This is a genomic window from Mesorhizobium sp. WSM4817 (assembly GCF_055811135.1).
Map to the genome: position 1 here is coordinate 46,820 of NZ_JBVVQQ010000008.1, position 13,434 is coordinate 60,253.

Consider the following 13,434-nt stretch of genomic DNA (forward strand, 5'->3'; position numbering starts at 1 on the left):
CAATCCTAGCCTCGGACTGAAGGTTGCCATGGCTGCCTTATGAGGTTAACGGGTGCGTCGTCGAGCGCGCCATCTGGACAGCAGGGACTGGACTATGGGCAAGGTAACAGGGTTTCTCGAGATCGACCGGCAGGTGCACAAGTACCAGCCGGCTTCCGACCGCATCCGGCATTTTCGCGAGTTCACGCTGCCGATGTCGGACAAGGAGGTCGAGAAACAGGCCGCGCGCTGCATGGATTGCGGCATTCCGTACTGTCACGGGCCGACCGGCTGCCCGGTCCACAACCAGATCCCGGACTGGAACGACCTCGTCTACAATGGCGACTGGGACAATGCGATCCGCAACCTGCATTCGACCAATAACTTCCCGGAATTCACCGGCCGCATCTGTCCGGCACCTTGCGAGGAAGCCTGCACGCTGAACCTCGAGGACATTCCGGTCGCCATCAAGACGATCGAGCAGGCAATCGCCGACAAGGCCTATGAAACCGGTCATATCCGGCCCTATCCGCCGGAAAGGAAAACCGGCAGGCGCGTCGCAATCATTGGCTCGGGGCCGGCCGGCATGGCGGCCGCCCAGCAGCTTGGCCGCGCCGGTCACGACGTTCACGTCTATGAGCGCGAGAGCCGGCCGGGCGGGCTGATGCGCTACGGCATCCCCGACTTCAAGATCGAGAAGCACTACATCGACCGGCGCATCGAGCAGATGCAAGGGGAGGGGGTGAGCTTCCATTGCGGGATCAATGTCGGCGTCGACAAGCCGGTGGCGGAGCTGCTCGCCGAATATGATGCGGTGCTCTATTGCGGCGGTTCGGAAACGCCGCGCCCGGCCAACATTCCCGGCGACGATCTCGATGGCGTGCATGACGCGATGCCTTACCTGGTGCAGCAGAACAAGCGCATCGGCGGCGAGCCGATCCAGTCGGTGGCGTGGCCGTCGCCGCCGATCGTCGCCGGCGGCCAGCATGTCGTCGTCGTCGGCGGCGGCGACACCGCGTCCGACTGCGTCGGCACCGCCTTCCGCCAGGGCGCCGTTCGTGTCACCCAGCTCGACATCCGGCCGCAGCCGCCGGAAAAGGAGGACAAGCTTTCGGTCTGGCCCTACTGGGCGACGAAGATGCGCACCTCGTCCTCGCAGGCGGAAGGCGCCGAGCGCGAGTTCCAGGTGGCGACGCTCGAATTCATCGGCGAGGACGGCGCGTTGACCGGCGTCAAATGCTGCGAGGTCGATGAAAAGCGCAAGCCGATCGCCGGCACGGAATTCGTCATCCGCGCGGATCTCGCCTTCATCGCTATCGGCTTTGCCGGGCCGGCCGCCGTCGGGCCGGTGTCGGAACTGGCTGGCCAGATGAAGATCGCCATCGACAGCCGCCGCTCGAACAACGTCGAGGCCAATGATCGCGATTACAAGACCAGCGTCGAAAAGCTCTACGCGGCAGGCGATGTGCGCCGCGGTCAATCGCTGGTCGTCTGGGCGATCCGCGAGGGCCGTCAGGCAGCGCGTTCGATCGACGAGGCGCTGATGGGATCGAGCGTGCTGCCGCGCTGAGACCGTTTGGAAACGCTACTCCCGCGGCCATCTGAGGGCGTTTTCTGCGCTTCTGGCCTTCGCCGGCCGAAGCACTTGTGAGCGGTCGTGGCAGTTAAAGCTACGGCCGGCGTAGGCCGGTGCCCGGAGCAGTTTACTTACGGAGTGATCGCCGTGGTCGTTTCGGGCACGGCCGCCGCTGCAGGCTGCTTCCTTGGCGGCCAAGAAAAATCGTCGGCGCGGCCGGGCGAAGCAGTTGATGCCTTGCCCCCGACGACGAGTTTTTCGCCGGGCCCGTCCGCCTTTGCCGGCGCTGCGGCGCCGAGAAGTTCCGAACCGCCGTCGAGTGCCGGATCGCTGAGCAGCATCGGCACCGTGCGACCGACGGGCATGGGTGTCGGTGTCGGCGCCCCGACCGGAGCGCCGGCTGGCGCATAAGCTGCCAGTGTGCCCGGAGGCGAGGTCATTCCAAGGATCTTCAGCAAGGGTTTTTCGGCATAGAAGGCGAGCTTGCGTTTGCCGGCTTTCGACACACGGATGCCGTCGTCGGTGCGCAGGCGCACCGGCTGACCGTTGATATCAGGCCCGCTGGTGACAAAGGCGCCTTCCTCGTCGACGAAACCGTCCCAGATGTCGACGAATTCGCCGCCGTGGCTTTCGGCCGTCGAGCGGTAGATGTCGTTGAAAGCCAGCATGTCGGAGGTCATCTTCGGCGCCTTGAAGGCCGGCATGCCGACCCACAGATACGGCACCTTGGCCGATGCAATGGCCTTGCCGAACGCTTCGGTACGGCGTTCGTATTCCTTGGTCCACGCTTCGGTCCGTGGCTGTTCGCGTTCACCGTTCACGCGCATCTGCTGCCGATCGTTGGAACCCAGCATGACGATCACGGCCGCGGGCTTTTCGGTCTCGATCAGCGACTTGATCTGTTCGGGCCAGTTGTAGAAATCGTCACGCACGAAACCGGACGAACCATTGCTGCGAACGACGATCCTGACCTTATTGTTTTCGGCAAAGGCGGTGTCGAGACCTTCGGCGAGGCCGGTCGCCATGAAATCGCCGACCACCAGAACGGTGCGGGCATCCGGCGCCTTCTGGACAATGGGGGCTGCCGGCTCAGCCGGCCGGCGCGGCGCGGCACGCGACTTTCTGACTTTTGGCTTGCGTGGCCCGATCCTCTGAATCCGTCGCGGCTCAATCAGTCGCGGCGGTTCCACCCGCTCGCTTCGGCGCAGAAACAACAGGTCGCGCAGCGACCAGCCACGCCTTTGTTCTTCCTGCGCCACGGCCGGCGTGTGAAAGATGGCGGCAGTGCCGACGGCCAGGACGGCAATAGCCAGAATCAGGATCGGCACGCGACGAAGGATCACACGGATACGCGCAGCCGAAACCAATTACCGTCTCCATCCCTAAAGAGCGCCGGACTCTGATACAACCGTGCCGCCGCTCTACCTTAAGTTGAGCATCGGATTTCCTCAAAACCGGTTTGGGTCCGATGCTCCAGGTCTGCGAGGCTAGTTCTGCCTGAGCCATTTGAGCACTTCCATGCTCGGATGTCCGTCCTGGGTCAAGCCAGCCTTCGCCTGGAAGGCCATGATGGCGGCTTTCGATCCCTCGCCGATCTTGCCGTCGAACTTGCCGTCATAGTAGCCGTACTGGGAAAGCCGTTGCTGAAGCTCCTGCCTCTCCTCGAAGGAGAGCTTCGTGAAAGGCCGCTTCCAGTCCTGCACAAGCCCACCATAACCGGCGATTTCGTCGGCAAGAAGGCCAACGGCAACCGCATATTTGTCGGCATTGTTGTAGCGCTTGATGACCGAAAAATTCTTGACCATCAGGAAAGCCGGGCCGCCGCGGCCGCCTGGCACCTTCAGCGTGGCCTTCTCCGCACTCTTGAACGGCTTGCCGTTGGCACGCGTGACACCCAGCGCTTGCCATTGCGACAACGACTTCGATCCAGCCGGGAACTTCTTTCCGTCGGGAAGGCTGACTTCATAGCCCCAGGTCTTGCCGGCCTGCCAGCCGTTCTTCCTGAGCAGATTGGCGGCCGTTGCCAATGCATCGGGAATCGAATTCCAGATGTCGCGCTTGCCGTCGCCGTCCATGTCGACCGCATAGGCCTGATAGCTGGTGGGAATGAACTGGGTATGGCCCATGGCGCCGGCCCATGAGCCGCTGAGGTGGCTTTTATCGATGTCGCCCCTTTGCAGGATCTTCAGCGCCGCGATCAACTGTGTGCGGGCGAATTTCGATCGTCTCGAATCGGCGTAGCCAAGCGTGGCCAGCGAACGCACGACATTGCGCATGACATCGTCGCGCTTGAGGATTTCGCCGTAGTTCGATTCCATCGACCAGATCGCCAGCAGGATGTGACGGTCGACGCCGTATCTTGCCTCGATCCTGTCCAGCCACGGCTTCCACTTCCTGGCCATCTGCTTGCCAACAGCGACCGACTGGTCATGGACGCGGTTGTCGAAATAGTCCCAGGCGGGCGCGGTGAATTCGGGTTGATAACGCGCTTTTTCCAGCACGACCGGGTCGGCATCGCTGATGCCCTCGAATGCGCGGTCGTAAACGGCGCCGGAAACGCCGCTCCGCACCGCGGTGGCGCGGAAGCTCGCCACCCATTGCCGGAAACCGGCGTCGGCAAAAGCCGATCCGGTGGGCATCAGCAAGGCAAGCGACAGACTGGCGGCCGCAACGATGCTGGTGAAGCGCTTTGCGGCGTCGCGAACGGACATCTTTTCCTCCTTCTTCATCACAGGAAGATCATTCATCGCCGAACCCGGTTAGCATTTAGTTTACCATAGGTGCCGTTGGGAACGAAAAGGCGGGTTGGTGCTTTAGGGACTACAGATTTTTCTGACCAGCCGTTCCATAATCCCAGATTCCGGCACGAAAATGTCTTGAAGCGGGATTGCCGAACAACCTTAGAAGCGGATATTTGACAGCATGAAGAGAGTTCGCAAGGCAGTTTTCCCGGTCGCTGGCCTCGGGACGCGTTTTCTCCCGGCCACCAAGGCCATACCCAAGGAAATGCTGACCGTCGTCGACAGGCCGGTCATCCAGTATGTGGTCGACGAGGCGCGCGAAGCCGGCATCGAGCATTTCATCTTCGTGACCGGACGCAACAAGGCGGTCATCGAGGACCATTTCGACGTTCAGTTCGAACTCTATGACACGCTCGCCCAACGCGGCAAGGACGACGAGCTCGCCCGGCTGCAGCGGCTGCAACCTTCGCCAGGGCAGACCAGCTTCACCCGCCAGCAGGTGCCGCTTGGCCTTGGCCATGCCGTCTGGTGTGCCCGCGAGCTGGTCGGCGACGAGCCCTTCGCGCTGCTTTTGCCCGATATGATCATGCAGTCCGAAAAAAGCTGCATGAAGGAGATGGTCGAGCTTTATGCCGAGACCGGCAACAACATCGTCGCGGTTCAGGAATGCGACCCCGCCGAGGCCCATAAATACGGTATCGTCGGCCGCGGCGAGGATACGCATCACGGTTTCCGCATTACCGGCATGGTGGAGAAGCCGAAGACCGGCACGGCACCCTCCAACCTATACATCAACGGGCGCTACATCCTGCAGCCGGAGATATTTGGGATACTCGAAGGCCAGGAGAAGGGCGCCGGCAACGAGATACAACTCACCGACGCGATGCTGAAGCTGGAGAAGCAGCAGCCCTTCTATGGCTGCCACTACCGAGGGCGCACCTTCGATTGCGGATCGCCGGAAGGCTTTGTCGAGGCCAACGTCGCCTTCGCGCTGTGGCGCAGCGACATGAACGGGCGCATGGCGGGCGTTATCAGCAAGCTTCTCGACGAGATGAAACCGTCAGAGCAGCGGGGCGCGGCGTTCTAACCCCCGGGCTAATGCATGCGCGCAAAAGCATGCCCTCGGGCCTGAACCGAGGGTGCGCGGCTTGGTTTACGGCTGCAGCGTCACCCCGACAAAGATGCTGTGGGCGGTGTAGTCGCGGCCCTCGATGTTGCTGGTCTGTTTTTCAGTTCTGGCGCGGGTGGTCAGTCCGGCATACCGGTTCAGCCACCATGTCAGTCCGGCCTCGGCGCTCAGTATCAGATCATGGCCGTCCGACCCGACGTAGTCGCGCCAGCCCACGCCGAGAGCTGCGTTCCCGATCAGGTTGGCACGGATTTCCCGCTCGCCCGTCAGGAGGCCGGAGTAAAGGATGTCGCCGCTTTCGTCGGCGGTTGTCGTGCCCTCGACGATCGTCTCCCCGGTGAGGCCGATCGTGGTGCCGCGTTCCGGTGACCATCTGAGGTCGGCGTTCACCGTGGCGCCCGAAATAGCCGGCAGGCGGTCGTCGTCGATCGCCTCCCGCAGCCAGCCGGCCGAGAATTCGCCGGCAAGCTTCTCGCCGAGGTCGAGCTCGGCGCCGGCCCGAACGCCGAGCCGCGTCGAAGATCGCTCGAAACCATTGCTGTCGACGCGCAAATCATAGACCCGGCGGCCGATTTCGACCTCGGTGAAAGGGGTGATGGCGGGAGAAATCTCATAGCCGGTGCGCAAGATGGCGCTATAGAGCGTCGAGTCGCGGTCTTTCTGCGACAGCGTTCCGCCAGTCGAAAGCTTGGCGTCGCCATAGATGTCGTGTTCGACCGCGCCGGTCAGGGCGAAGCGCATCTTGCCGGCGTCCTTCTCGACCGCGAGGCTGCCGTCAATGGTCTGGCGCACCGGCTGCTCGACGGTGCCTTCGATGACGACCGGCGACGAAGCCGATTCCGGCGCCGCCTCGTAACCGAGCCTGGCGATAGCGCGCAGATCGTTGTCGAGGTCGACATTGAGCGTGCCATCGACACGGCCCCGCGCCTCCTGAACCTCGTCGCCCGATATCGTCTTGAGAAAGATGCCGTAGCCGTCGATGACAGCCGAATTCTCCCGCCAGTCGGAGACGGCATTGAAGCGCAGCGCCGTTTCGGACAGCAGGGCCGGTTTGCCTTCGGTGCTTGAATCGGCATTCGACGACGCCGTCAGGCCTTGCTCGAGCGTCGGCCTGATCACGAAGGAGCCGAGTTTGATGCCGGTGGCGGCGAACGGGTCGTCCTCGGCCCTCCTGTCCCGGCCTTCGATGGCTTCGGCGCGCTCGGCGCCCGGATCGAGTTGCTGCCTGTCGGCGGAATCGATGGTCACGGCACGGGAATTGATTGGGTCCGTCTCGGCGGTGTCCTCGTCATCCGTCGGGGCCGTCGTCGCGGTGGCGGCCTGTGTCTCGGCGGCTTCGTCCTGATCGGCTGCGCCTTGGGTTGTGCTCGATGGCCGGCGCGGCGGGACGGGAACGGGGGCGTCCGCAAACGGATCGTCGGTTGCTTCCGGCGGATCAAAAATGCTGCCGGTCGCGGGTGCCGCGTCGTCGTCCCGCACGGCGCCCGGGCTGGCCGGCTGATAGGTGGGCGTCGGCGCAGTGCTCTGGGTGGTTGCACCGGCCTGCGCCGTCTGATCCTGGGCGATGCTCAATTGCCTGGTTTTGCGCTGCTGGTCGTCCAGAATCGCCGATTCCGAAATCTCGCCGCGCAGCTCGGTTACCTGGGCATAGGGCTGCGCAGGCCGCAGCAAGGCGAAGACGCTGGTCGCCAGCAGCAAGGCGCAGACCGCCTTGCCGTATCGTCTTCTTTTCTTTTCAGGCGGGGCCCCGGACATCGCTACCACTGCTTGCGCGGCGCACGCGCGCCATACTTACCGAACCGTAAACGGGGATGGTTAACGGAGGGTTGAGCGGCGGTCGATCAAAGCCCACTGGATAGCTACCGGATGGCAATTCCGTTGGACAGGCGCGCAGCAAAGCGCTAATCGCATCAGCCATGCATGCGGGATCCCCAGACAAGAAGCGGCTCGATGGGCAAGCTTCGATCGCCTCGGCGCTTAGAACGGTAGCGACCGAGCAGGCCGGTGTCGCGGCGCTGGCGGCCGCGCTCGAAAACGGATTGACCGAACCGTTCGCGCGCGCCGTCGATATGGTGTCGCAGATCGCCGGCCGCGTCATTGTCACCGGCGTCGGCAAGAGCGGCCATATCGGCTCAAAGATCGCGGCGACGCTCGCCTCGACCGGCACGCCGGCTTTCTTCGTCCATTCTGCCGAAGCCAATCATGGCGACCTCGGCATGATCGCCAGGGACGACGCCATCATCGCCATCTCGTGGTCGGGCGAGAGCCGCGAGCTCAAGGGCATCATCGCCTATTCCAGGCGCTTCTCGATTCCGCTGATCGCAGTCACCGCCGGAGAGCGATCGGCGCTGGCGCGGGCGGCCGATGTGGTGCTTTTGCTGCCGCGTGCGCCGGAAGCCTGCCCGCACGGCCTGGCGCCGACGACATCGACGCTGCTGCAACTGGTGATCGGCGATGCACTGGCCATCGCGCTGCTCGAAGCGCGCGGCTTCACGCCGGATCATTTCCGCACCTTCCATCCCGGTGGGCAACTTGGCGCCAATCTGACGCAGATCCGCGAGATCATGCATGTCGGCGACAGGCTGCCGCTGGTGCCTTCCGGCACTGGAATGCACGAAGCGATCCTCGAATTGTCGCGCAAGGGGTTTGGCTGCGTGGCGATAACCGATGCGGATGGTGCGCTGATCGGCATCATCACCGACGGCGACATCAGGCGCCACATCGGCAGCAATCTTCTGGCGATGAGCGTCGATCAGGTCATGACCAAGGAGCCGAAGACGGCCGGATCGGATACACTGGTGGCGACCGCGCTGCAGACGATCAACAGTTCGACCATCTCCAGCCTGATGGTTGTCGAAGGCAGACGGCCGGTCGGACTTGTCCATCTGCACGATCTGCTGCGCATCGGCGCAGCCTGAGCTCGCCTGAGCGAATTTCGAAACTGAGAGACATCAGGCCTGTTTGAAAAGTCGCCTGCCGAGATGGTCGGATCAGTCCAGGACCGCCTCGACCGTCAGTTCCAGATCGGTGTCGGCCGCGCCCGTCACGCGCACCTGCGTGCCGGCCGGCAGGTCGGGGCCGGAGATGCGCCATAGCGTGTCGCCCAGCTTTATGCGGCCGCGGCCGTCCCTGATCGGCTCGTCCAGGGTGGCCATCCTGCCGATCATCTGTGCGCCGCGGCGGTTGAGCAGTGGCTGATCGGTGCCATCATCGCGCCCACCCACCAGTCTCTTGCCGACATAGGTTGAAACCAGCGACATCGCCAGGAAGGCGAGAACCTGGATCTGCCAGGTCCAGAAGTCCGCGTCCCAGATGAGCAGGGACACCACGCCGATCAGCAGAGCAGCGATGCCGATCCACAGCATGAATATGCCCGGTGCGATGACCTCCATCACCAGGAGGACGAAGCCGAGAACCATCCAAACCCAGGGGCCGAGTTCGGAAATGACGCGTTCAAACATGGCCTCAGGTCTCGCTGGGACGAACCACGGGCGGGCGTGCAGCTTGCCGCGTGGTGCCGGCAGTGCCCTCGCTGCCGAAGACTTGCTTGGCGATCGCGCCGATGCCGCCGAGCGTGCCGATCAATGATGAAGCTTCCATAGGCATCAGCACGACCTTGCTGTTTGTGGCGGAGCCTATCCTGGTCAGTGCTTCGGTGTATTTCAGTGCAACGAAGTAGTTGAGCGCCTGCACGTCGCCCTTGGCGATCGCTTCCGACACCACCTGCGTGGCGCGGGCCTCGGCCTCGGCCGAGCGTTCACGCGCCTCGGCGTCGCGGAAGGCGGCTTCCTTGCGGCCCTCGGCTTCCAGGATCTGTGACTGCTTGAGGCCTTCGGCGTCGAGGATCTGCGCGCGCTTGTTGCGCTCGGCCATCATCTGGCGCCCCATCGATTCGACGAGATTGGCCGGTGGATTGATGTCCTTGATCTCGACGCGGGTGATCTTGATGCCCCAGGGATGGGCCGCCTCGTCGACGACGCGCAGAAGGCGTTCGTTGATGGCGTCGCGGTTCGACAGCAGCTCGTCGAGGTCCATCGAGCCCATCACGGTACGGATGTTGGTCATCGTCAGGTTGAGGATGGCGTTCTCCAGCCCGGCGACCTGGTAGGCGGCCTGCGCCGCGTTGAGCACCTGGTAGAAGGCGACGCCGTCGACGGCGACGGTGGCGTTGTCGCGGGTGATGATCTCCTGCGTCGGGACGTCGAGCACCTGCTCCATCATGTTCAATTTGGAGCCGATGCGGTCGACGAACGGCACGATGAGGTTGAGGCCGGGGCTCAATGTCCTGGTATAACGGCCAAAGCGTTCGACGGTGTAATTGTAGCCTTGCGGGATAGTCCGGATGCCTTTGAAAAGCACGAGCACGACAAGAGCGACAAGAACAAGAAGCGCGATATCGAAACCACTGAAATCCATTTGGCTCTCCCTCAGATGCCGCCACGGAAATGTTTCAACGCAAGCGACTTCACCAAACACTTAAGTGTGTTTCAGGAACGTTACAATCAGGTGATAGTGGATAACCGGTGCATAGAAAGCCGGTTAGCGGCGCTCGATTGTATCGGCTTCACACCCAACCCGACAGTTCGCGCCGCACCATCGCCTCGATCACCGCCATGCCCTCGGCACTGTCGTTGAGGCAGGGAATATGCGCGAACTTTTCGCCGCCGGCATGATGGAAGGTCTCGGCCGCCTCCCTGCCGATCTCGTCCAGCGTCTCGATGCAGTCGACAGAAAAGCCCGGATTGACGATGGCGATCGATCTCACGCCTTCTCCGGGCAATTTCTCGACCGTCTTGTCGGTGTAAGGCTGCAGCCACTCCTGCGCGCCGAAGCGCGACTGGAACGTGGTGATCAGCTTCTTCGCATCCCAGCCGAGCTTTGCCCGCAGCAGCCGGGTCGTCTCAAGGCAATGGGCCTGATAGGGGTCACCCTTGTCGGAATAGGGTTTCGGAATGCCGTGGTAGGAGGCGATGACCATTTCTGGCTCGAAATCGAGGCTCGCCAGATGGCGCTCAATCGACGCGGCGAGCGCTTCGATATAGACCGGTTCGGCATAATAGGGCGGCACGCTGCGGATCGCCGGGGCGCGGCGCATCTTCATCAGCGCGCGAAACAACTGGTCGTTGGCGGTGGCGGTCGTGGTCGCGGAATATTGCGGATAAAGCGGAAAAGTCAGAATGCGGTCGCAGCCCTGCGCGACCAGCCCTTTGGCGACGCTCTCGGTCGAAGGATTGCCGTAACGCATTGCCCAGTCGACGCTGACGCCGGGCAGGTCGTGCAGCGCCTCGGTCAGCTTTTCGCTCTGAGCGCGGGTGTAGGTGCGCAGCGGCGACTCGTCACGCTGCCGGTTCCAGATCCTCGCATAGTTGGCGCCCGACTTCTTCGGCCGCGTGGTGAGGACCAGCCCGTAGAGGATCGGATACCAGATCGCCTTGTTGAGCTCGATGACGCGCGGATCGGACAGGAATTCCCTGAGATAGCGCCACATCGGCTTGAATTCGGTGCCGTCGGGCGTGCCGAGATTAACCAGCATGACGCCGATCCTGCCCGCCCCGACCGGCGGCTGTCCTGCCGGCAGTGGGCCGACGACCTTCGCGGCTTTTCGATCGGCAGGGTTAGAAAGCGTCATAACGGGTCTCCGGACACTGCGCGAAACTAGCGATGCCGCGCCGGTTTTCAATGCAGCGTCTGGCCGCACCTTATCAGCGAAAGCAGAAAAACCCGCCCAGTTAGCCGGACGGGTTTTCCAACGATGACCGAAGAATTCAGATTGCGGCCGGGATGGTCAAGGTTGCGCCGACCGGAAGGCGGCGCGGCTCGTAGTCCTGGTTGGCATCGGAGATCGTTTTCCACCTGGCGCCATCGCCATAGGCCTTTTCCGCCAAATCCCAATAGGTGTCGCCGGCAACGATCACATGGCTGCTTTCGGCCGGCGTTGCCTCGGCCGGCTTTGCCGGTTCCGCCGCAGGCGCCGGTGCCGGCTCGGCAGGCGCAGCCTCGGCAGGTGCCGGCGCTGCCGGGGCGGGTTCCGTCGGCACGGCTGGCGGTGTCGTGGCTATATCGTCCGAACCGGCCGGCGGTTCCGGCATCGCCGGCTCCGCAGTTGCGGCTGGAGCCGTTTCTGCTGGTTTTGCGGGCTCGGCCGGAGCGGGAGCCTCGGCCGGCTTCGCCGATTCCTGGGCCGGTTCCTGCGCCGGTTGCTGGACCGGTTCCGCCGCGGCGGCGGCCGTGATTTCGGTGATGCGGCCCTCGAGCTTCGGCGTATAGGGCCGATGCGCGCCGAGATAATCGGCGACCACCTGTTCGAGGCCCGGACCGTAATCGTAGGCGTTCTTGGCCTTGTCGGCGAAGACCTTATAGCCGTCGCCGCCCTGGCGCACAAAGTTGTTGGTGGCGACCAGGTAATCCTTATCCGGATCGATCGTGGTCCACGCGCCGCCTTGCATGACTTCGACCGACTTGACGCGCCCGGCATTCGCGGCGGCCGATTTGTCGAATGAATACTTCAGGCCGGCAACCTGCGGGAAGCGTCCGGCGCCGTCCTCGATCTGGCTGAGACCGTTCTCGAGCCCGGCAACCAGATCCCTGCCGGAAATCTGGAAGGTCGCCACTGTGTTCTGGAACGGTAGCACGTTCAGAACCTCGCCCATAGTGACGGTGCCCTGGTCGATCGAAGCGCGCAGGCCGCCGCCATTCGTGACGACGATCTCGACACCCTGGTCCTTGACGCGGTCGAGGACGGCATCGGAGACAAGATTGCCCATCTCGCACTCGCGGGTGCGGCAGTTCTCACGGCTGCCGTCGATCGCCTTCGTGGTCTCGGCGACCTCCTTGTTCTTCAACGCCTCGATCGGCGCGCCAAGCTCCTTGATGCGGGCAAGCACGGCGGAATCCGGCGTGATCGACTTGTCGAGGTAGATCGGGTCTCCGCTGGCCTGCTTGACGACCCCGTTGTCGTCGAACACGACCTTGAACTCGCCGAGATATTTCGAAAAGGACGCCGCCTGGACGACCGGCACCTTGTAGCCGTCCGGATTGTCGACCATCGTCGGGTAGGGGCCTTCAGCCTTGGGGTCGGTGTTGGACAGCAGCGAATGGCTGTGGCCGCCGACCACCACGTCGACACCCGGGATCTTGGCGATGACGTCACGCTCGCGCTTGTAGCCGATATGGGTGACCGCGATGATCTTGTTGACGCCTTCTCCCTTCAGCTTCTCGACCTCTGATGTGATCGACTTGACGTCGTCCTCGATCGTGACGTTAGGGCCTGGCGAAGTGAGTTCCGGCGTGTCGTTGGTGACCGCGCCGACGACGCCGATCTTCTGGCCGCCGACCTCGATCACAACAGACGGTTTCACGCGGTCACCGAGCTTGGATTGCGCGTTGGCCTTCACGTTGGCGCCGAGCACCGGAAACTTGATCATGTCCAGGAACGGCGCCAGCGCCGCCTCGCCGTCGTCGAACTCGTGATTGCCGACCCCCATGGCGTCGAATTTCATCTGATTGAGGAATTCGCCTTCGGTCTTGCCCTTGTAGGTCGTGTAGAAGAGCGAACCCTGGAAATTGTCGCCGGCACTGAGCAGCAGCACGTTGTGGCCTTCCAGCTTCTTGCGCTCCTGGATGATCGCGGTGATCAGCCGCGCCGCGCCGCCGATGCACTCGCCCTTGGTCTCCTCTTCGGCCGAGCAGGTCGATTCATATTTGTTGTTGCTTTCGATGCGGCTGTGCCAGTCGTTGATGTGCAGGATGTTCAGCATGTAGTCGGCAAAGGACACGCCGGTCGACAGGCCAAGCGCAGACGCCGACAGGGCGGCAATGGCGGCGATCTTCTTCATCTTCGTCTCCCGGATGACCTGTTTAACGCCCTTGCTCGACTGGAACATAACAGCCAGCTTTCGCCCATGTTCACATCGCGTTTTGGGTGATGCAAGCGGAATCGGGGACAGCTTTGCCGGCACAAAAAGAACGGCGGCCTCAAGCCGCCGTCCTTTGCAAAAGCAGTTCAGTAT

General features: G+C 63.0%; 10 protein-coding genes. 3 read left to right on the forward strand and 7 right to left on the reverse strand.

What is annotated here, in order from left to right; all coding sequences use genetic code 11:
- Window positions 1-94 precede the first annotated feature (94 nt).
- Window positions 95-1,549 (forward strand): glutamate synthase subunit beta, encoded by a 1,455-nt coding sequence (locus AC0L2K_RS13605; protein WP_023798073.1) that lies wholly within the window; start codon window positions 95-97, stop codon window positions 1,547-1,549.
- Between the two features lie 137 nt (window positions 1,550-1,686).
- Here the strand turns inward: AC0L2K_RS13605 and AC0L2K_RS13610 are convergent, their stop codons facing one another.
- Both AC0L2K_RS13610 and AC0L2K_RS13615 read right to left on the reverse strand, forming a co-directional pair.
- Window positions 1,687-2,922, reverse strand: a complete 1,236-nt coding sequence (locus tag AC0L2K_RS13610; protein ID WP_473531570.1) for an SGNH/GDSL hydrolase family protein — start codon at window positions 2,920-2,922, stop codon at window positions 1,687-1,689.
- A 120-nt stretch (window positions 2,923-3,042) separates the two neighbouring features.
- On the reverse strand, window positions 3,043-4,266 hold the full coding sequence (locus tag AC0L2K_RS13615; RefSeq protein ID WP_287064662.1) for a lytic murein transglycosylase: 1,224 nt from the start codon (window positions 4,264-4,266) through the stop codon (window positions 3,043-3,045).
- 211 nt (window positions 4,267-4,477) lie between these two features.
- Between AC0L2K_RS13615 and galU the strand changes: the two genes are divergently transcribed.
- Window positions 4,478-5,383 (forward strand): UTP--glucose-1-phosphate uridylyltransferase GalU, encoded by a 906-nt coding sequence (gene galU / locus AC0L2K_RS13620; RefSeq protein WP_023798070.1) that lies wholly within the window; start codon window positions 4,478-4,480, stop codon window positions 5,381-5,383.
- A gap of 66 nt (window positions 5,384-5,449) precedes the next feature.
- Here galU and AC0L2K_RS13625 read toward each other — a convergent pair whose 3' ends face one another.
- On the reverse strand, window positions 5,450-7,180 hold the full coding sequence (locus AC0L2K_RS13625; RefSeq protein WP_287246093.1) for an outer membrane beta-barrel protein: 1,731 nt from the start codon (window positions 7,178-7,180) through the stop codon (window positions 5,450-5,452).
- 161 nt (window positions 7,181-7,341) lie between these two features.
- On the opposite strand from AC0L2K_RS13625, the gene AC0L2K_RS13630 reads away from it, so the two are divergent.
- The gene (locus AC0L2K_RS13630; RefSeq protein ID WP_287064659.1) at window positions 7,342-8,343 is read left to right on the forward strand and encodes a KpsF/GutQ family sugar-phosphate isomerase; all 1,002 of its coding nucleotides are present in this window, start codon (window positions 7,342-7,344) and stop codon (window positions 8,341-8,343) included.
- Window positions 8,344-8,415: 72 nt separating this feature from the next.
- Here the strand turns inward: AC0L2K_RS13630 and AC0L2K_RS13635 are convergent, their stop codons facing one another.
- The 4 genes from AC0L2K_RS13635 to AC0L2K_RS13650 form a co-directional block, all read right to left on the reverse strand.
- On the reverse strand, window positions 8,416-8,886 hold the full coding sequence (locus AC0L2K_RS13635) for an NfeD family protein (RefSeq protein ID WP_287064658.1): 471 nt from the start codon (window positions 8,884-8,886) through the stop codon (window positions 8,416-8,418).
- Window positions 8,887-8,890: 4 nt separating this feature from the next.
- The gene (locus tag AC0L2K_RS13640; protein ID WP_473531571.1) at window positions 8,891-9,841 is read right to left on the reverse strand and encodes an SPFH domain-containing protein; all 951 of its coding nucleotides are present in this window, start codon (window positions 9,839-9,841) and stop codon (window positions 8,891-8,893) included.
- Between the two features lie 148 nt (window positions 9,842-9,989).
- Window positions 9,990-11,054, reverse strand: a complete 1,065-nt coding sequence (hemH, locus tag AC0L2K_RS13645) for a ferrochelatase (RefSeq protein ID WP_473531572.1) — start codon at window positions 11,052-11,054, stop codon at window positions 9,990-9,992.
- Window positions 11,055-11,190: 136 nt separating this feature from the next.
- Window positions 11,191-13,260 carry a 5'-nucleotidase C-terminal domain-containing protein gene (locus AC0L2K_RS13650; protein WP_473531573.1) on the reverse strand — a complete coding sequence of 690 codons (2,070 nt, stop codon included), beginning with the start codon at window positions 13,258-13,260 and terminating at the stop codon, window positions 11,191-11,193.
- Between the last annotated feature and the right edge of the window lie 174 nt (window positions 13,261-13,434).

Excerpts from the sequence above, each read along its gene's own strand:
- AC0L2K_RS13605 (WP_023798073.1), top strand. The coding sequence starts at position 95 with ATGGGCAAGGTAACAGGGTTTCTCGAGATCGACCGGCAGGTGCACAAG.
- AC0L2K_RS13615 (WP_287064662.1), bottom strand. The coding sequence starts at position 4,266 with ATGTCCGTTCGCGACGCCGCAAAGCGCTTCACCAGCATCGTTGCGGCC.
- AC0L2K_RS13625 (WP_287246093.1), bottom strand. The coding sequence starts at position 7,180 with ATGTCCGGGGCCCCGCCTGAAAAGAAAAGAAGACGATACGGCAAGGCG.
- AC0L2K_RS13630 (WP_287064659.1), top strand. The coding sequence starts at position 7,342 with ATGCATGCGGGATCCCCAGACAAGAAGCGGCTCGATGGGCAAGCTTCG.
- AC0L2K_RS13640 (WP_473531571.1), bottom strand. The coding sequence starts at position 9,841 with ATGGATTTCAGTGGTTTCGATATCGCGCTTCTTGTTCTTGTCGCTCTT.
- hemH (WP_473531572.1), bottom strand. The coding sequence starts at position 11,054 with ATGACGCTTTCTAACCCTGCCGATCGAAAAGCCGCGAAGGTCGTCGGC.
- AC0L2K_RS13650 (WP_473531573.1), bottom strand. The coding sequence starts at position 13,260 with ATGAAGAAGATCGCCGCCATTGCCGCCCTGTCGGCGTCTGCGCTTGGC.
- galU (WP_023798070.1), top strand. The coding sequence starts at position 4,478 with ATGAAGAGAGTTCGCAAGGCAGTTTTCCCGGTCGCTGGCCTCGGGACG.
- AC0L2K_RS13635 (WP_287064658.1), bottom strand. The coding sequence starts at position 8,886 with ATGTTTGAACGCGTCATTTCCGAACTCGGCCCCTGGGTTTGGATGGTT.